The following is an 18,132-nucleotide window of genomic DNA, read 5'->3' on the forward strand; positions in this document are numbered from 1 at the left end:
GACTTTTCAGACAGCGGTCGCCACGTTGCCTGCCGCAGTTGACGACAGCGGCTGCACGCTCAGCCCGCGCTCCAACCGGTTCTGCAGAATCCGCCATGTAGTCAGTTCGAACGGCGGCTCGCCGGCCGGGAGGATAAGCGCGGCCGCTTCGGCCGCGCTGGCCACGGCGCCGAGATAGCACCAGCGATCGATCAGATGCAGCACGGCCGCCTCTCCCGCGGCTTCGCGCTCTTCCACCAGCACTGCGCCTTCGAACGGCCAGGGCGCCGTTTGAGGATCGTGTTTCGTCGTGCGCGGAACGCGATTGAAAGCGGGTTTCAGTGTGGCGATCCACTGCGCCTCGACGAGCAACGCACCGAATTCCCCACCCGTGGCACGCCATTCGACTCGCCGCACCTGCTGGGCCATGCGCTGCTCGCGCGAGGAGCGCCGCTCCCCCGAGAGGTGGGCGCGCACCCGCTGGCGCACGCGCACGCTGCGCCCGACATAAAGCGGCATATCGTTTTCGCCGTAGAAGGCGTAGACGCCATGCCCGGCCGGCGCGCTGTCGATCAGATCGTCGGTGATCTCGCCCGCCAGCCGATGGCGCCGCGTGAGGCGCTCGATCTGCGTGTCGAGCGTTTCCCGCACCACCAGCGACGGCAGGCGCTGCCAGAACTGCCAGATCAGATCGGCATCGGCGAGCGCGCGGTGGCGATCCGACGGCACGAGTTCGTGGCGCTCGACGAGCGCATCGAGACCATGGCGCTTTTCGGCGGGAAACAGCGCCCGCGAAAGCCGCACGGTGCAGAGAACATCGGGATTGAAGGAGAAACCGGCGCGCTCGAACTCCGCGCGCAGAAACCCCCGATCGAAAGCCGCGTTGTGGGCGACGAAGAGCCGACCCTCCAGCCGCTTGAAGAGAGACGGGGCGATTTCCTCGAAAGTCGGAGCGCCCTGCACCATCTCGTTGGTGATGCCCGTGAGTTGCTGAATGAAGGGCGGGATGGCCTGGCACGGATCGACGAGGGTGCTCCACCGCGAGACCCGGCCCTCCACGACTTCGACGACCCCCACCTCGGTAATACGATGCTGGCCCACCGCGCCGCCCGTCGTTTCCAGATCCACGAAAACAAGGGGAAGATTGCCCGGTGATGCGCCGGGACTCAAGGGAATGTCGGACATGGTGAAGCAGAAAGACAGAATGAGAGAAAACGCGCCAAGTATGCCTTGTTCGGGCGCCCTCTGCCCACCTTGCCCGTGCGGTCAGGCAAGCATCTTTTCAAATAGCGCATCCGGCGCTATCGCATCCGGCTTAACCCCAATTGCGAAAAATAATGCAGCCCGCTTATTACTGGCCGCGCTATTTTAATCACCAAAATAAAAAAGCCCTGGTAATCACCAGGGCTCTTGTCATCGCGGCACAGGCGCCATGGCGCCCGCGCACGCCGCATTACAGCGGCTGGATGTTCGCGGCCTGCTTGCCCTTCGGGCCAACCTTCACGTCGAACGAGACGCGCTGGTTCTCTTTCAGCGACTTGAAGCCGTCCGCGCGGATCTCCGAGAAGTGGGCGAACAGATCGTCGCCGCCGGCGTCAGACGTGATGAAGCCAAAGCCCTTCGCATCGTTGAACCATTTAACGATACCGGTTTCCATGTTTCAGTTTCCCTCGAAATTTTGATGACGCGGGCATTAACCCTGACGCCGAAAGCCAACCGATCCCCGCTTCATCACAATCTCAGCGAACTGCATGGGTATTGCGCTCGACAGGAAAATCAGCATTGCCGTTATACGGGGAACGTCAATCGCCAGTCAAGCGAATTTTTTATAACAGCTTTCCCATTCTCACGATAAAACCGGAGTGCATCAAAATTCATGCAAAAAATGCGTAACGGGAGAATGACTTTACGCTGCGTCATTTTTACCCCATTCATTTCCGGTGAAATTTCGTCATAGCAAATTTTCCCGAAGTGTAACAATACGTATCAAACGTAAGTGTTTTTCCCGGTTGTTCAGGTAAAACATTCAAACCAATATGAATATATTGGTGCGCTTTGGGAGGTCATCATGCTGACGATCCTGCGACAGGGACTGAAGTGGCTCGTGCAAATGGAAGATGCGGCGCCGCGCGTATCGGAGGAACTCGATGCCTGGGGACCGTGGCATGGGGATCACTGGCATAACCTGCTGTGTTCCCCTATGGACGCCCGCCACTATGTAATGGAAGACTGGAGCCTGCAGAACGAGCCGCCGATGGAGCAATCCCGATAGGTTCGGCGAGAGCAAAAAAAAGCGCGGCTTGGGGCCGCGCTGACAAAGGTTTGGAGATCTTTTTCGTCAACGAAAAAGTCTGCTTCGGAAAGCAGCAATTCCAGTATAGCGGTTGACGATGCAGCGTATTAAGCATACGGAACACAACCATCTGTTACCTGGATCGCAACAATCGCTTTGGCCTGATTTATTCCGATTTCTGCAATCAATTGCTGTAGCGATCGCACAACGCTACTCGGTTGACACCCCTCCCCCCGCTCCCGCGAATATCGCGCAAAGCCCCAGCCAGTAAGGCTTAACGGGATTCAAAAAATCATTTCAGATGGCGCAATACTTTATTGCGTAAATCGGAATATGCCGTTTCCGAGCGCCCTCTCTACACTCTGCCTGTCCGGAAACCGACTTCGTCGGATTAATGCGTACCACGCGTGTGTTTTTGCCTCTCGCTGCCTCTCGCGTGGGCGGTTTCCACAAGCCTGGGTTCCCCGAAACCCATACTGTTCTCGGAGTTTACAAAGATGAAAAAGACTCTCATGGTCGCCGCCCTGTCGGGCGTTTTTGCAACGGCTGCGCACGCGCAAAGCAGCGTTACGCTGTACGGCCTGATCGACGCCGGCATCACCTACACGAACAACCAGGGCGGTCACAGCGCCTGGCAAGCAACGAGCGGCACGATCAACGGCAGCCGTTGGGGCCTGCGCGGTTCGGAAGACCTCGGTGGCGGTCTGAAGGCCATCTTCACGTTGGAAAACGGCTTTAACATCGACAACGGCTCGTTGGGTCAAAAGGGCCGCATGTTCGGCCGTCAGGCGTTCGTCGGTCTGGCAAGCGACCAGTACGGCGCCGTCACGCTCGGCCGCCAGTACGACTCCGTCGTCGACTACCTGGCACCGCTGTCGAACACCGGCACGCAATACGGCGGCACGATCGCTGCCCACCCGTTCGACAACGACAACCTGAACAACTCGGTTCGTTTCAACAACACGATCAAGTACTCGAGCGTGAACTACGCTGGCTTCAAGTTCGGCGCAACGTACTCGTTCTCGAACAGCGACCAGTTCGCCAACAACCGTGCTTACAGCTTCGGCGCATCGTATAACTACGCTGGCCTGAACGTGGCTGCCGGCTACCTGCAAGCCAACAACGACGTCAACAACCTGTCGGTCAACTCGATCTCGGATTCGGGCGCACAGGCTGGCGACTACACGTTCGCAGCAGGCCGTCAACGCACGTTCGGCGGCGGCGTGAACTACACGTTCGGCCCGGCAACGGCTGGCTTCGTGTACACGCAAACGAACCTGAGCCAGGCAATCGGCATCTCGGCATCGCAGTCGGGCACGTCGGCGGGTGTCGGCTTCGGCGCCGACAGCGCACGCTTCCAGAACTTTGAAGGCAACGTTCGTTACGCTCTGACCCCGGCCCTGAGCCTGGCTGGCGCGTACACGTACACCCGCGCGAGCTTCGGCGGCGGTGTGAACCCGAACTACAACACGGTGGCTCTGCAGTCGGACTACCTGCTCTCGAAGCGTACCGACGTGTACCTCCAGGGCGACTGGCAACACGTGTCGTCGAACGACGGCAACATCGGTGCCTACCTGAACGGTCTGTCGTCGGCTTCGAAGACGCAAGACCAGGTTGCCGTGACGGTTGGTATCCGTCACCGCTTCTAAGAAGCACCCGGCTGGCGCTGTTCTGGCCAGCCCTGCAGTTGAAAAAGGCGCCCTTGCGGCGCCTTTTTTATTTCCCGTCCCGAAACGCCGACCCCGCCTGCGCCCGAGAAAAGCGCCGCTCAGGCTTCGCCCGGCGCGGGATAACGCACGTCGAGCACATCGATCGGCTCGGGGCCTGCCGGCGTGTAAAGCGTCACCTGATCGCCAATCTTCGCCTTGAGCAGCGCCCGAGCAACAGGCGAAACCCAGCTTACGCGGCCAAGATCCAGATCGACCTCGTCGATACCGACGATGGTCACCGTATGCGATTCCCCGTCTTCGGTGCCGTACTCCACCGTCGCGCCGAAGAACACCTGGTCGGTGCTCTCCTGGCGGCTGCTGTCCACCACCTCGGCAAGATCCAGCCGTTTGGTGAGAAAGCGGATTCGCCGGTCGATTTCGCGCAAACGGCGCTTGCCGTAGATGTAGTCCCCGTTCTCGGAGCGGTCGCCATTCGAGGCGGCCCACGAGACGAGCTTCACCACTTCCGGACGGTCTTCGTCGATCAGGTGCAGCAGTTCGCTGCGCATGCGCTGGTAGCCGGCCGGCGTGATGTAGTTCTTGGCGCCCGGGGGAATCTCGGGCAGACAGCCTTCGAGATCGTCGTCGTCGTTGTCGGTCGATTCTTTGACAAATGCCTTGTTCATGATGGATCAGTGCGGTGTACGTACAACCTTTGCACAGGTTACACGATGCGGGCTCGCGGACAAATCGCGATAAGGGTCTTCCCTTTTTTTGAACCTTTGCTATAATCTCACTTCTGCGTGCGGCTGTAGCTCAGTTGGATAGAGTACTTGGCTACGAACCAAGGGGTCGTGGGTTCGAATCCTGCCAGCCGCGCCACTTATTCAGGGGGCCTTCCTCACACGAAGGCCCTTAGTTTTCGGAAATGCGTTTCGGAAATACGCTTCAGAAGTCTGTTTCATGTGCGCCGCTTCAGGGCTGCATTTGAAAGCAGCAAGTAGTATCGTTTTAGCGTGCGGCTGTAGCTCAGTTGGATAGAGTACTTGGCTACGAACCAAGGGGTCGTGGGTTCGAATCCTGCCAGCCGCGCCATCTTTCGAAGGGCCTTCCTGATGCATCAGGAAGGCCCTTTGTCTTTCCAGGGCCACACCCCTCTCGCACGACACCCGCAAGCAACCTAGCGCGGCGCCGTGCCGATATCGCCGATCTGGGCATCCGGGCGCGGCAGATCTTCCACATCGCCCATATCGCTCGGCTCTCCGACCTGCTCGGCCGTCGTCCCGTCGAGCGCCTGCGGCAGCCGCAGCATCTCGCCCACCGTGTCGCCAAAGCGGCTCATCACGAACGCACGCAGCAGCGCGACGCGCACCGAATCCCCACGCGCCTCGACCGTTCGGTGACCACCGTGGAATTCGGCCACGCAATACGCCCGCTCGCCTTCGCGGCGCTCGCGCAGCTCAAAGCGCTGCGCGCGGTCCAGCACCACGCCTGCGGCCTGCCATGACGTTGAGGGCGTAAAGCGCCCGTCCCAGGGCCGCCCGCAGTCGTTGCCGCGCACGGCGACCTTCGTGCCGCTGTCGGTGAAATAGATCTCCCGGACGAAATCGTGCAGGCTGCGGGCCACCCAGTAATCGAGCGTCATGCCGGTCAGATCAGCTACGTTCATCGCAACGCCCTCGCATCGAATCGGGAATGGAGCGGCCGGCGCACGACGGCATTGCGCCGCGTCATGCGCCGGCTGACGGGGCCGCTGAAAGTCCGGCCAGAGAGGATTGCCGTGGAGATTATTGCGGCAAAGGGCGGCGAACGCCTGCCCTCGCCCACGGCTCAGTAGTCGGCGCGCTCGCGGTCGATCCGCATGCCGCCGTCGTGGCGATGATGCCCTTCGTCGCTCGGACGCTCGCGCACAATGCGCATCACGTCGGGGTTCGTGCGCACGCGACGCATCACGTTCGCAAGATGCACGCGGTCGCTCACCTGGATCACGAAGCGCAGGAGGTTCGACTCCTGGGCGAGATCGTCGTCCATGGCGATATGCACGATATTGGCGTCGGCCGACGTGATGTCCGCCGCCACGCGCGCGAACACGCCCTTGGTGTTCTTCACGAGCACCTTCACGGCGACGTCGAAAAGACGCCCCGGCTGCGGCGCCCAGGCCACGTCGATCCAGCGGCCCGGATCGCGCTTGTGGATGCGCTGTGCGACGCGGCAGTCGGTGGTATGGATCGCCATGCCGAGCCCGATTCCGATATAACCCATGATGTCGTCGCCCGGAATCGGACGGCAGCAGGCCGACAGCTGCACCGACATGCCCTCGGTGCCCGTAATGACCACGGGCGGCGCATGCGGTGCGTTCGGATCGCGCGGCGGATGGTGGTGATGCTCGTCGTCGTCGGCTTCGAGACCGTTGATGAGCACCTCGATGCGCTTGGCCATGACCGCCGCCACGCGCCGGCCAAGGCCGATGTCCGCGAAAATTTCCTGGCGATCCTTGTTGCCGGTCCACTGCACGAGCTTTTCCCACACTTCCGGCGTGACGTCCGAAAGCTGGTAGCCATAACCCTTCAGCGCCTGGTCGACAAGCCGCTCGCCCAGTTGCACCGACTCGGTAAGGCGCATCGTCTTCAGATAGTGACGGATCGCCGAACGCGCCTTGCCGGTACGCACGAAGCCGAGCCACGCGGGATTCGGCTTGGAATACGGCGCCGTGATCACCTCGACGATGTCGCCGCTCTTGAGCTCGGTGCGCAGCGGCAGCAGTTCGTTGTTGATCTTCACCGCGACGCACTGGTTGCCGAGGTCGCTGTGGATCGAATACGCGAAGTCGAGCGCCGTGGCGCCGCGCGGCAGCGCCATGATCTTCGACTTCGGCGTGAATACGTAGACGGCGTCCGGGAACAGGTCGATCTTGACATGTTCGAGGAACTCGCTCGAATCGCCGGCCTCGCTCTGGATGTCGAGCAGCGACTTGAGCCACTGGTGCGCGCGTTTCTGGACGTCGTTCAGATCGGCGCCGCCGTTCTTGTAGAGCCAGTGCGCCGCCACGCCCGCTTCGGCGATCTCGTGCATCTTGCGCGTGCGCACCTGGAACTCGATCGGCGCCCCGAACGGGCCCACGAGCGTCGTATGCAGGGACTGATAGCCGTTCACCTTGGGAATGGCGATGTAGTCCTTGAACTTGCCCGGCACGGGCTTGTAGAGCGCATGGAGCGCGCCGATACAGGTGTAGCACTCGAGCGCCGATTCCACCACGACCCGGAAGCCGTACACGTCGAGCACCTGCGAGAACGACAGCTGCTTGTCGCGCATCTTCTTGTAGATGCTGAAGATGGTTTTCTCGCGCCCGGTGACTTCGGCGCCGAGCTTCGCTTCGGTAATGGCGCGCTGCACCGACTCCAGAATCTTCCCCACCACTTCGCGGCGATTGCCGCGCGCGGCCTTCACGGCCTTTTCGAGCGTGGCGTAGCGGTTCGGATTGAAGTTCGCGAAGCTCAGGTCCTGCAGTTCGCGATAAGTATTGTTCAGCCCGAGGCGGTGCGCGATCGGCGCGTAGATGTCGAGCGTTTCGCGCGCCACGCGCCGGCGCTTGGCCGGCGGCACGGCGCCGAGCGTGCGCATGTTGTGAAGCCGGTCCGCGAGCTTCACGAGAATCACGCGCACGTCGCGCGCCATCGCGAGCAGCATCTTGCGGAAGTTTTCCGCCTGCGCTTCCTCGCGGTTGCGGAACTCCATCTTGTCGAGCTTGGAGAGCCCGTCGACCAGTTCGGCGACCTTCGCGCCGAAGCGCTCGGCGATCTCCGCCTTGGTCACGCCCTGGTCCTCGATCACGTCGTGCAGGAGCGCGGCCATGATCGACTGGGCGTCGAGCTTCCAGCCGGCGCAGATCTCCGCGACAGCGACAGGATGCGTGATATAAGGTTCGCCGCTCTGGCGATATTGCCCGAGGTGGGCTTCGTCGCTGAAGTGGAACGCCGCTTTGACTTCCTTGATTTCCTCAGGCGTGAGGTAGGCAGCCAGCGCGGCAGTCAGATTGGCGATGGAGACGACCCCGTGCTTGCGGGGCTGCTCCGGCGTCGCGGTCGGTCCGAACAGATGGCGAAACGACTGCTCGAGGACCGCGTCGATATAGTTGCGCGCGGGGTTCGCGGTCTCGGCTTCCTGGTCCACCTCGGTGGCCGGCGAGGGCGTCGTGCTCATGTTCCCCTCCGTATCAGGTTGGCGTTGACAGTAAAGCGGCTCGCGCGCGGTATGAACTTACATGGCAGGCAATGCCGGCGAGGCGCCGTTAAACGGGCACCTTTTTCAGCATTTCCAGGCCTACCTGGCCAGCCGCGATCTCGCGCAGCGCGACGACGGTCGGCTTGTCGCGGCTCTCGATCTTCGGCGTGTGACCTTGTGCGAGCTGGCGCGCGCGATACGTCGCAGCGAGCGCCAGTTCGAAGCGGTTCGGAATCTGTTTCAGACAGTCTTCGACGGTGATGCGGGCCATGTCGGTTTCCTTCTCATTCTCAGCAGGTTCTTATTCTACCTTATGTGCTCGACGACCCGGGCTGCGGCTGGTGGATGCCGAGCTGCACGAAGAGCTCCGTGTGCCGCGCGTATTGCGACACAAAGCGCAAACGCGTGGCGGCGACCAGATTGCGCAGTTCCTGCAGCGCGCGATCGAAGTTCTCGTTGATCACAACGTACTCCGCTTCGCTCGCGTGCGCCATCTCGCTACCGGCCGCGAGCAGCCGCCGGGTGATGACGTTCGGCTCGTCTTCGCCACGCTTTCTGAGGCGATCGGCCAGCGCGTCGAGCGAAGGCGGCAGGATGAAAATTTCCACCGCATTGCGGAACTGCTTCTTCACCTGCTGCGCGCCTTGCCAGTCGATTTCGAGCAGCACGTCGTTGCCGATCTTCATCTGCTCTTCGATCCACACGCGCGACGTGGCGTAGTAGTTGCCGTGCACTTCCGCGCTTTCGAGGAACTCGCCCGTCGCGTGGCGCGCGAGAAAATCGTCGACGGTCGTGAAGTGGTAGTGCTCGCCGTCGCGCTCCTTCGAGCGCGGCGCGCGCGTGGTGTACGAAATCGACAGGCGAATCGCGCTGTCTTGCGCGAGCAGCGCGTTCACGAGCGTCGATTTACCCGCGCCCGACGGCGCCACCACCATGAAGAGGTTGCCGGGATAGACGCCCGCGTACGGATTGCGCGGCTTCTTTTCGCTGGTCTGGTCGGTCATGTTCGTTGCTTCCTTTACTCGAGATTCTGGACCTGCTCGCGCATCTGCTCGATGAGGAGCTTGAGCGTCATCGACGCGTCCGCCAGCTCCTTCGCCGCGGCCTTCGAGCCGAGCGTGTTGGCCTCGCGGTTGAGCTCCTGCATCATGAAGTCGAGGCGCTTGCCCACCTTGCCGCCCTTCTCGATCACGTGACGCGTTTCGTTCAGGTGCGCGGTGAGGCGCGAGAGCTCTTCGGAGATGTCGATGCGAATGCCGTACATCGTGACTTCCTGGCGAATGCGCTCGGCGATCTCCTCGCGCGAAACGGTGCCGATCGTGCCGCTGCCGTTCGCTTCGGGCGCGGCGATCCCGAGCGCTTCCTGCAGCCGCTCGACGATCTTCTGCTGCTGCTTCACGATCAGCTCGGGCACGAGCGGCGTGATCTTCGCGACGATCGCTTCCATTTCGGCAACGTTGGCGAGCAGCATGTTCGCGAGCTGCGCGCCTTCGCGCGCACGCACGTCGATCAGTTCGGCGATGGCCTGCTTGCCGCAGCCCAGCACCGCATCGCGCAGCACCTCGGCGGCGACGCCGCTTTCGGCGAGCACGCCCGGCCAACGCAGGATCTCGCCGGTGCGCAGGCGGCCCGATTCCGGGAACGCTTCGAGCACCGCGCGCTCGAGCGCGGCGAGCTGATCGAGCGCGTCGCGGTTGAGCGCGCCCGCGTTCGCGGCCTGCTCGCTGCGCTGCACATTGATGCGAATGTCGACCTTGCCGCGCGAGAGCTTCGTCATCAGCATTTCGCGCAGCGTCGGCTCGCACACGCGCACGTCTTCCGGCATGCGGAAGTTCAGGTCGAGAAAGCGCGAGTTCACGGTGCGCAGTTCGACGGACACACTGGCGCCGCCCGTGCCCGAAGCCGCAGCAAGCTCGCGCGTGACGCTTGCGTAGCCGGTCATGCTGTAAATCATGGTTCGTCTCGCGAATGGGCCGTGGCGGCGCGCCGGACAGGACGCGGGACACGGCGGGGGAATCGAGGCGCCCGGCGTGTTCAAAAGGACGCGGGGCGGAGAAACCGTATTATCCCATTTTTGGGGGCACGACACGTGCGCACGGCGGTGCGGGGCCGCCCGGCGCGGAGCGGGAGCGCCGCGCCTCGCGCGCCGCCCGCAAGCGGTAAAATCGCGGTTTCCCCCTCCTTACCGTGCCCGCGCGCACGCATTCACGATGACTCAATCGATCCAGCGCCCGAGCGGCCGCCCCGTCAACCAGCTGCGCGACGTCCGCATCACCCGCCACTATACGAAGTACGCCGAAGGTTCGGTGCTCGTGGAATTCGGCGACACGAAGGTGCTGTGCACGGCGAGCGTCTCCGAAAGCGTGCCGCCGTTCCTGCGCGACAAGGGCCAGGGCTGGCTCACGGCCGAGTACGGCATGCTGCCGCGCGCCACGCACACGCGCAGCGACCGCGAAGCCGCACGCGGCAAGCAGACGGGCCGCACCCAGGAAATCCAGCGCCTGATCGGCCGCGCGCTGCGCTCGGTGTTCGACCTCGAAGCACTCGGCGCGCGCACGATCAACCTCGACTGCGACGTGATCCAGGCCGACGGCGGCACGCGCACGGCCAGCATCACCGGCGCCTTCGTCGCGGCCCACGACGCCGTATCGAAACTGCTCGCCACCGGCCGCCTCGAACGCTCGCCGATCACCGACTACGTCGCGGCGATTTCGGTGGGCGTGTACGAAGGCGTGCCCGTGCTCGACCTCGACTACGCCGAAGACTCGCAGTGCGATACCGACATGAACATCGTGATGACGGGCTCGGGCGGCCTCGTGGAAGTCCAGGGCACGGCCGAGGGCGCGCCCTTCTCGCGCGACGAGATGAACGCCCTGCTCGATCTCGCAGAGAACGGCATCCGCACGCTCGTCGAGAAGCAGAAGGCCGCGCTGGAGATCGCGCATGGCTGACGGAACGAACGCCTCCGGCACGAGCGCGGGGAGCGCGCTCGCGCGCGTCGTGCTCGCGTCGAACAACGCGGGCAAGCTGCGCGAATTCGCAGCGCTCTTTGCCACCGCCGGCATTGAGCTGCTGCCGCAGGGCCAGTTCAACGTGCCGGAAGCCGAAGAGCCGCACCCGACCTTCGTCGAAAACGCGCTCACCAAGGCGCGCCATGCCGCGAAGCTCACGGGCCTGCCCGCGCTCGCCGACGACTCCGGCCTGTGCGTGCGCGCGCTGCGCGGCGCGCCGGGCGTGTACTCGGCACGCTTTGCGCAGCTCGCGGGCGGCAAAAAGAGCGATGCGGCGAACAACGCGCTGCTCGTCGAGCGCCTGAAGGATCAGGCGGACCGGCGCGCGTACTACTACTGCGTGCTCGCCCTCGTGCGTCACGCCGACGACCCCGAGCCGCTCATCGCGGAAGGCCGCTGGCACGGCGTCGTGCTCGACGCGCCGCGCGGCGCAAACGGCTTCGGCTACGACCCGTACTTTTTCCTGCCCGCGCACCACGCCACGGCCGCCGAACTCGACCCTGCCGTGAAGAACGCTTCGAGCCATCGCGCGATGGCGCTCAAGCAGCTGCTCGCGCGCCTGAAGGAGGACGCGTGAGCGACGCGCATCAAACCGGCCAGCGCGTGATCCAGGCGTTCTCGACGCCCGGCCACATCCGGCTCGCTTCGCTGCCGCCGCTCGCGCTGTACGTGCATTTCCCCTGGTGCGTGCGCAAGTGCCCGTACTGCGACTTCAACTCGCACGAATGGAAAGGCGAGCGCTTCCCCGAGGACGACTACCTCGACGCACTGCGCGCCGATCTCGAACAGTCGCTGCCGCTCGTCTGGGGCCGCCAGGTGCATACGGTGTTCATCGGCGGCGGAACGCCCAGCCTGCTCTCGGCGGCGGGGCTCGACCGCCTGCTCTCTGACGTGCGCGCGCTGCTGCCGCTCGACGCCGACGCGGAGATCACACTGGAGGCCAATCCCGGCACGTTCGAAGCGGCGAAGTTCGCGCAATTCCGCGCAAGCGGCGTGAACCGGCTTTCGGTGGGTATCCAGAGCTTCAACGAGGGACATCTGAAGGCGCTCGGCCGCATCCACGACGCGGCGCAGGCGCGCCACGCCGTCGAAGTCGCGGCGACGACCTTCGAGAACTTCAATCTCGACCTGATGTTCGCGCTGCCACAGCAGACGCTCGCCGAATGCGAGGCCGATATCGAAACGGCGCTCTCGTACGCACCGCCGCATCTGTCGCTCTACCACCTGACGCTGGAGCCGAACACGCTGTTCGCGAAGTTCCCGCCCGCGCTGCCCGACGACGATTCGTCCGCGGATATGCAGGACTGGATTCACGCGCGCACGGCCCAGGCGGGGTACGAGCGTTACGAGGTATCGGCCTACGCGAAACCGGGCCGGCAGAGCCGCCACAACCTGAACTACTGGCGCTTCGGCGATTACCTCGGCATCGGCGCGGGCGCGCATACCAAGCTCTCGTTTCCCAATCGCATCGTGCGCCAGGCGCGCTACAAACATCCGGCGACGTTTACCGAACAGGCACGCGCCGGCTCGCCGGTGCAGGAGGAACGCGAAGTCGGTCCGCGCGATCTGCCGTTCGAGTTCATGCTCAACGCGCTGCGGCTCGTGGAAGGCTTCCCGGTACATCGCTTCATCGAGCGCACCGGCCTGTCGATGACATCGATCGAGCCTGCGCTGCAGGAAGCCGAGCGGCGCGGGATGATCACACGCACTCACGAAACGATTGCGCCGACCGAACTGGGGCAACGGTTTCTCAACGATTTGCAGGGGATGTTTCTCAAGGAAGCGGGGTGAAGCGCTGCCGGCGCGTTGGTCTTTTGGGTTACCTTTTGGGTTACAATGCGCGGCTCCGGAGGTGTGGCAGAGTGGTTGAATGCACCGGTCTTGAAAACCGGCGAAGGGGTGACCCTTCCGTGAGTTCGAATCTCACCGCCTCCGCCATCAATGACGGTTGAAACCTCGCAAATTCAAATACTTACGTTGTCTTTGTTTTTTCAGCCCATCAATTAGCCCATCATCGAGCAGCGTTTCGCGGCTGAATCTTGATTTTGCCGGACGCTTTGCGCCTGTTACGTGTTAGCCGCGCTCCGCTAGAATCCGCGCATGTCCGGCGCGCAAATTGCGCCTGCTACTGCAACGGCGTGAGCGCTACGGCAAGCCTTTGGGAGGCTAGCGTGAACGATCCATATGCGTACAGGGCCATCAATCCTCTATGGAACCTCGTTGACCCGCTCAGCGTAGAGGATGCAGCCGCGCTAATCGTCGGCGTTGACCCGCATTCTATCGATGAGTCCCGCCAATACTTCAGGGACCCCGAAAGCAACATGACCGATAGCAGCGGGATTGCATGGGTACGGACGGCGCAGACCGCGCTTGAAAATGCGGTCATGGCCAGGCATCTGAAAGCAACCATCCGCCGCACGGCATGGCATGGCATGGCATGGCATCGGGGATAGGATGAAGAGCCGGAGCAAGGTGAAGCGTACGCGCAGAAAATCAGGATAAGGCCGGACGACGCGGCGGAGGCATGGGGCATTGCCGATGCCTCATTCGGCTATTGGCGCACGTATCGTCATCTATCGCGTCGCGCCGGACTGGAAGTTGACAACAGTCGCTGTGGAAGACGTTCGCGCGTGGCTTGCTTCACGCGGCATAAGGACGGGATTTTTCTTTCCCGATGCGACGGATACGCCGGACTACCTGAACCCGAAACACCCCCGCTACGCGCCCAGGCTCGCCGCCGCCGTGAATGCCTGGCTGGCGGTCACGCAGGCCAGCGGCAAAAGCGTGAAAAATGCCATCAAGAAGTGGTTGCGCGAGCATGCGGCAGAATTCCGCCTGGCCGACGACGATGGCAACCCGAACGAGACCGGCATCGAGGAAGTGGCGAAGGTCGCGAACTGGCAACCGGCTAGCGGCGCACCAAAAACCCCCGAGTTGCGCGAGGACGGAGGCGAAACCCTGAAGGGAGACGCGGCATACGGGAGCGTCATTGGGGGCTTCGGCTTCGATTTATCCGCATGGGAAGTCTTGGATCTTTGCCGCGAAGAGGTCGGGCCGCTCGAAGAATTCACTACGGCAACCGTGCGCGTGGACCTGCTGCCGGTGCTGGCGCATCCGTTTGGCCAGCTGTTCAGGCAATCAAGTCCAGAGTTACGGGTGACCGTCCAGCAAGTCAATCTGTGCTTGTGCGTATTGCAGTTGAAGAACGGGCGAAAGCGGCAAAGCACGTATATGTGGCAGATTGTATGAGTCGCCGAATTGGAATTCTTCAGCAATCGCCGTACTCATACACCGCCTACGGGTACACAAGCCAACGAACAAACGCGAATTTCAATCTCATTCTCCAGAATGCACATGCATATGTTTGTCAAATCTAGGCTCGCTGCGGTGCTTACTCTGACTGCATCAATGGGCGCGCTCGCGGCAACACCTTCGCTGTTTGGAAGTTGCGACAGCAACGGAGAGTGCTCGGCAATTTTCAGCCGCTCACTACCAGAAGCGAAAGCGCTCTGTGGCGAGCGGACCGCGTCCGTTGCATGGAGAAAAGATTCCACGCCGATTTTATTGCAGTGCGTGGGTTCTGCGACTGATGGGGAGGACAACGTAAGTTACGTAGTCAACGGCGGCGTTGTGGTGGGCCTGGATTATGGTCGTTACGTAAAAACCAGCTTCCTGCAACAGAACCCTGCTGCGTCGATACCGGACAAGTTTGGCGCGGTGCCGGTTTGCGCTCCAGCTAACCTGGAGAAACTGCATAAGAGCACGTTCGTGCTGCTGTACAAGCGGCCTGAGGAAGCGGCAGACTCCTACTGCTACGACGTCACGTATCTGACTACATCAGTTGGCGGCATTCGGTTGGATACCAATGCGGCGACCGTAAGCGCTACCGACAAAACCTATTTTTCGGGACATGCTTCCGATCGGACAAGACAGAGCGTCAAAAAGTTGATGCGGGTGTTCCAAACATGGCGCGACGATCAGCCTAACTGAGACATCCGGAGTTCGGTCGCTTTGCGGTTTCGCACCGGACTCCGATTAATTTCGCAAGCTACATACAAACTTTATCCAGACTTGCATCATCGGGCGGCGCACTGCAAGCAGATCAGTGCGGTGATAAGCCGCTTCAAGCTTGTTTGCAGCAGTATGCGCAAGCGCCCTCTCGGCGAAGTCGCGGGCGTAACCTTGTTCACTGAAAAAATCGCGAAAACTGCTTCTGAAGCCGTACAGTGTCGCGACGCGCCTGGCGTATCAGCGACGGGATACACCGAACAGGACGCCCGCATCGTTGAGCAGGAATCGTTTTGCTATGGTGCTTGCTCATCACAGTTCCCTCGCCGTGCGACGGACATAGCGGGATTCTAGCAGCGGTGCGCAGCGGTCGCGCGATGGGGGCGAATTCGAGAGGAGTCAACGCGCCAGCCATGAAACGTGGCTCGGTGACGGGCTAATTGATGGGTCAAAAAAACCCTTAAACGTTTTAATTTACGGGTTTTAATTAATTATCTGGCGGAGGCGGTGTCCGCCAAAATTCATTCCGTAAATTTCCGCGTCAATCCGTCAAAGTCAATAGATACAGCGCATTTCTGCCATATCACCGCCGCAACAGGCCACAATATTCCGGTGTTATCCGCCATCCGGTGATGGGCTAAACGATGGGCTGAAATGGCGCTAACAGACAGGCGAACGCACTTCAACCCGTTGAGGAACGCGACCGCGAACAGCAGGCCGCCAGCGTTGCAGCCGCCGCGCTCACGTTCGAGAAGGCCGCACGCACGGTCCACGAAGAACTCAAACCCGGCTGGAAAAATGAGAAGCACGCCGCGTAGTGGATTTCGACGTTAGAGACCTACGTGTTTCCGAAGCTCGGCACAAAGCCGCTCGACGCGATCACGCCCGCCGACTGCGCCGAAGTCTTGAGGCCGATCTGGCTGGACAAGGCCGAGACCGCCAGCCGTACCCGCCAGCGTATGCACGCCGTGATGCAATGGGCCTAGGCGCACGGCCATATCACGGCGAACCCGGTTGGCGTTGTCGATCACCTTCTACCGAAGCAAAACGCGAAAAAGGAGCATCAGCCCGCGATGCCGTGGCGCGACATTCCCGCCTTCGTGAAAGCGCAACTTCGCGATATCGAACCCGGCGACAATACGCGCGCCTCGATGCTTTTCCGCGGTCCTCACGGGTGCGCGTAGCGGTGAAGTGCGCGGCGCGACCTGGAGCGAGTTCGACCTTGACGCGGCCGTGTGGACGATCCCCGGCACGCGGATGAAGGCGAAAGAGCCGCACCGCGTCCCGCTCTCGTCGGTGGCGCTTGCGCTCGTCAAGCGGCTGAAGGAATTGAACCAGCACGAGACCTTGGTGTTTCCGTCGCCGCGCGGCAAAGTGCTATCTGATATGGCGCCTGACGGCGCTATTACGTCGAGTGAAAGCGAAAAGCGATACGCCGGGGCGCGTCGCAACGCGGCACGGTTTCAGAAGCAGCCATCGCGATTTTTACAGCGAACAAGGTTACACCCGTGACCTTGCCGAACGGGCGCTCGCGCACACCGTTGCGAACAAGGTCGAAGCGGCCTATCACCGCACTGATTTGCTGGACCAGCGCCGCCCGATGATGCAAGCGTGGGCGGCGCATGTGTGCGGCACAAAAGCGTGATTGAGGAACCCGGAATGGGCGGGCACAAAAAAGTCGACTCGCGAAGCCGAGTTGCGACAAAAATGACGATGACAGCCCGAAAATCGGTGAAATGATTACTTTGCGCCAATGGAACGATAAGCTTCCTTGGTCATGGATTGATACGCCTCCTCGTGAATGGAGGCGTCATTACTGCAAACAAGATTTGAAATTTTGTTTTTTTTGTATATAACTATACCGGCGGAAAACGTAGGCCCTTCATCGGTTTTTATTGTCTTATCATATAAATAGTAGGTGTATTCCTGATTCGAAAATCGAATATGAGCCTCTCCGCCTCCTGCGTATGGGGTATTGGAAAAAAAGAAAACAGGCGAATTTTGGTTGCCTTTATTCGATAGCTCAAAACGAACTTCCCTATCGATCCCATTGCGATACGTCAAAACGCCTTTGTCCGAAGATTGGCACAGCGATGAAATTGACTTGGATAAAGCACAGTTGAAGATTGTCAATTCTCCAGATTTGCACATCCCTTCTGCATGAGCAACTGTTGCTGCAGCCAAATTAATAATCAGTGCGGCGATGACTCTTGGTTTTCCCATAAATTACTCCGTTGCCAGACCTAAAATGGGGGCAATCATGTTGAAGCGATGCAAACGATCCGGGTATCCTGTTTGCCCTCCGTTCACAACCTCCGTCACATCTTTGACAGTTCCAGAATCGGCAACTGAATTCAGGTTGGTACGCGCCCAAAAAACAAAGGCCGACTCGACGGCATATTCGGAATTTGAAAACAAAATTTCAGGATTCGCGATAAAATCCTGTCGATCATCTGGTGACCTCCGATTATGCTCATCTTGAAATGACTGGTAGCCGTCCTTGCCCGTTACTTGAATAAATCCGCGTCCGCGATATTTATACCCATCACCGCTATCTTCGGCGCCGTTTCCCATTCGATTGGCATATACATAATCGGCTAGAGGCTCTGAATTATGAGCGTAATATTGCGATTGACTCCAAAGTTTTTCTCTTAATCTGCCATGTGTGCAATCGTCGCAGTGTGAGTCATAATTTTGGGGTCCGCCCTTGCAGCCAAAGGTTTTTCTCATATTTTGTGGATTGTAGTTTAACCCTTCCTCGGACGCGCGCAGTTGGCTTTCATGCGTCGCTTGCGAAAGGAAGTGCGCAATTCTTTTGGGCTGGTTAACCAGATATATTGATGCGTACTTGTTCAGGTAGGGCAAAATCGTTTCATAATAAGCAACCGAATTTGATGGCTCAACTGCCACTAGCATTTCTAGCGTTATTAGTTGGCTTTGATTTAGGAAATTCCCCACCAATCCGACCGGG

21 protein-coding genes and 3 tRNA genes are annotated in these 18,132 nt (G+C 60.9%); 14 read left to right on the forward strand and 10 right to left on the reverse strand.

Annotated elements, in window-relative coordinates:
- Window positions 1-6: 6 nt before the first annotated feature.
- The gene (locus U5760_RS30085; protein WP_322015956.1) at window positions 7-1,164 is read right to left on the reverse strand and encodes an exonuclease domain-containing protein; all 1,158 of its coding nucleotides are present in this window, start codon (window positions 1,162-1,164) and stop codon (window positions 7-9) included.
- 268 nt (window positions 1,165-1,432) lie between these two features.
- A complete protein-coding gene (locus U5760_RS30090; protein ID WP_028205165.1) occupies window positions 1,433-1,636 on the reverse strand; it encodes a cold-shock protein in 204 nt (67 codons plus the stop codon).
- 411 nt (window positions 1,637-2,047) lie between these two features.
- On the opposite strand from U5760_RS30090, the gene U5760_RS30095 reads away from it, so the two are divergent.
- Both U5760_RS30095 and U5760_RS30100 read left to right on the forward strand, forming a co-directional pair.
- Window positions 2,048-2,251, forward strand: a complete 204-nt coding sequence (locus U5760_RS30095) for a hypothetical protein (protein ID WP_322015974.1) — start codon at window positions 2,048-2,050, stop codon at window positions 2,249-2,251.
- A gap of 518 nt (window positions 2,252-2,769) precedes the next feature.
- Complete coding sequence (locus U5760_RS30100) at window positions 2,770-3,921, forward strand: porin (RefSeq protein ID WP_322015957.1); 1,152 nt, start codon at window positions 2,770-2,772, stop codon at window positions 3,919-3,921.
- 119 nt (window positions 3,922-4,040) lie between these two features.
- On the opposite strand, the gene greB is transcribed toward U5760_RS30100, so the two are convergent.
- Window positions 4,041-4,607, reverse strand: coding sequence for a transcription elongation factor GreB (greB, locus tag U5760_RS30105; protein WP_322015958.1), 567 nt, complete (start codon window positions 4,605-4,607; stop codon window positions 4,041-4,043).
- A gap of 119 nt (window positions 4,608-4,726) precedes the next feature.
- Here greB and U5760_RS30110 point away from each other — a divergent pair.
- Together U5760_RS30110 and U5760_RS30115 are read left to right on the forward strand one after the other, a co-directional pair.
- Window positions 4,727-4,803: transfer RNA gene (locus tag U5760_RS30110), tRNA-Arg, on the forward strand.
- A gap of 136 nt (window positions 4,804-4,939) precedes the next feature.
- Window positions 4,940-5,016, forward strand: a tRNA-Arg gene (locus tag U5760_RS30115).
- Between the two features lie 85 nt (window positions 5,017-5,101).
- Here U5760_RS30115 and U5760_RS30120 read toward each other — a convergent pair.
- From U5760_RS30120 to U5760_RS30140, 5 genes are all read right to left on the reverse strand, one after another.
- Window positions 5,102-5,590, reverse strand: a complete 489-nt coding sequence (locus U5760_RS30120; protein WP_322015959.1) for a phage protein NinX family protein — start codon at window positions 5,588-5,590, stop codon at window positions 5,102-5,104.
- Between the two features lie 161 nt (window positions 5,591-5,751).
- Complete coding sequence (locus U5760_RS30125) at window positions 5,752-8,121, reverse strand: bifunctional (p)ppGpp synthetase/guanosine-3',5'-bis(diphosphate) 3'-pyrophosphohydrolase (RefSeq protein ID WP_322015960.1); 2,370 nt, start codon at window positions 8,119-8,121, stop codon at window positions 5,752-5,754.
- Between the two features lie 88 nt (window positions 8,122-8,209).
- Window positions 8,210-8,413 carry a DNA-directed RNA polymerase subunit omega gene (gene rpoZ / locus U5760_RS30130; protein WP_006400783.1) on the reverse strand — a complete coding sequence of 68 codons (204 nt, stop codon included), beginning with the start codon at window positions 8,411-8,413 and terminating at the stop codon, window positions 8,210-8,212.
- A gap of 40 nt (window positions 8,414-8,453) precedes the next feature.
- Complete coding sequence (gene gmk / locus U5760_RS30135) at window positions 8,454-9,146, reverse strand: guanylate kinase (RefSeq protein ID WP_322015961.1); 693 nt, start codon at window positions 9,144-9,146, stop codon at window positions 8,454-8,456.
- Between the two features lie 14 nt (window positions 9,147-9,160).
- Window positions 9,161-10,096, reverse strand: a complete 936-nt coding sequence (locus tag U5760_RS30140) for a YicC/YloC family endoribonuclease (RefSeq protein WP_322015962.1) — start codon at window positions 10,094-10,096, stop codon at window positions 9,161-9,163.
- 256 nt (window positions 10,097-10,352) lie between these two features.
- Between U5760_RS30140 and rph the strand changes: the two genes are divergently transcribed.
- The 10 genes from rph to U5760_RS30190 all read left to right on the forward strand — a co-directional run bounded on the left by rph (window position 10,353) and on the right by U5760_RS30190 (window position 16,806).
- The gene (gene rph / locus U5760_RS30145; protein WP_322015963.1) at window positions 10,353-11,093 is read left to right on the forward strand and encodes a ribonuclease PH; all 741 of its coding nucleotides are present in this window, start codon (window positions 10,353-10,355) and stop codon (window positions 11,091-11,093) included.
- Entirely contained in the window at window positions 11,086-11,730 is a 645-nt protein-coding gene (gene rdgB / locus U5760_RS30150) for an RdgB/HAM1 family non-canonical purine NTP pyrophosphatase (protein WP_322015964.1), read from the forward strand. The genes rph and rdgB overlap by 8 nt, the downstream gene beginning before the upstream one ends.
- Window positions 11,727-12,944 (forward strand): radical SAM family heme chaperone HemW, encoded by a 1,218-nt coding sequence (gene hemW / locus U5760_RS30155; protein ID WP_322015965.1) that lies wholly within the window; start codon window positions 11,727-11,729, stop codon window positions 12,942-12,944. Before rdgB ends, hemW begins: the two co-directional genes overlap by 4 nt.
- Before the next feature lie 57 nt (window positions 12,945-13,001).
- A tRNA-Ser gene (locus tag U5760_RS30160) sits at window positions 13,002-13,091 on the forward strand.
- 233 nt (window positions 13,092-13,324) lie between these two features.
- A complete protein-coding gene (locus tag U5760_RS30165; protein WP_322015966.1) occupies window positions 13,325-13,606 on the forward strand; it encodes a hypothetical protein in 282 nt (93 codons plus the stop codon).
- An 85-nt stretch (window positions 13,607-13,691) separates the two neighbouring features.
- Window positions 13,692-14,402, forward strand: a complete 711-nt coding sequence (locus U5760_RS30170) for a hypothetical protein (protein ID WP_322015967.1) — start codon at window positions 13,692-13,694, stop codon at window positions 14,400-14,402.
- A gap of 9 nt (window positions 14,403-14,411) precedes the next feature.
- On the forward strand, window positions 14,412-15,143 hold the full coding sequence (locus U5760_RS30175; protein WP_322015968.1) for a hypothetical protein: 732 nt from the start codon (window positions 14,412-14,414) through the stop codon (window positions 15,141-15,143).
- 860 nt (window positions 15,144-16,003) lie between these two features.
- The gene (locus U5760_RS30180; RefSeq protein ID WP_322015969.1) at window positions 16,004-16,147 is read left to right on the forward strand and encodes a phage integrase central domain-containing protein; all 144 of its coding nucleotides are present in this window, start codon (window positions 16,004-16,006) and stop codon (window positions 16,145-16,147) included.
- 205 nt (window positions 16,148-16,352) lie between these two features.
- Window positions 16,353-16,673 (forward strand): tyrosine-type recombinase/integrase, encoded by a 321-nt coding sequence (locus tag U5760_RS30185; RefSeq protein ID WP_322015970.1) that lies wholly within the window; start codon window positions 16,353-16,355, stop codon window positions 16,671-16,673.
- The gene (locus U5760_RS30190; protein ID WP_322015975.1) at window positions 16,576-16,806 is read left to right on the forward strand and encodes an integrase; all 231 of its coding nucleotides are present in this window, start codon (window positions 16,576-16,578) and stop codon (window positions 16,804-16,806) included. The genes U5760_RS30185 and U5760_RS30190 overlap by 98 nt, the downstream gene beginning before the upstream one ends.
- A gap of 95 nt (window positions 16,807-16,901) precedes the next feature.
- Here U5760_RS30190 and U5760_RS30195 read toward each other — a convergent pair whose 3' ends face one another.
- Both U5760_RS30195 and U5760_RS30200 read right to left on the reverse strand, forming a co-directional pair.
- Window positions 16,902-17,384 carry a hypothetical protein gene (locus U5760_RS30195; protein WP_322015971.1) on the reverse strand — a complete coding sequence of 161 codons (483 nt, stop codon included), beginning with the start codon at window positions 17,382-17,384 and terminating at the stop codon, window positions 16,902-16,904.
- Between the two features lie 3 nt (window positions 17,385-17,387).
- Window positions 17,388-18,132: glycoside hydrolase family 19 protein (locus U5760_RS30200; protein WP_415914206.1), on the reverse strand; the 745-nt coding region annotated here is incomplete at its 5' end.

Origin of the sequence: Paraburkholderia sp. J12, assembly GCF_905220215.1 — a bacterium.
Taxonomy (GTDB): Bacteria; Pseudomonadota; Gammaproteobacteria; order Burkholderiales; family Burkholderiaceae; genus Paraburkholderia.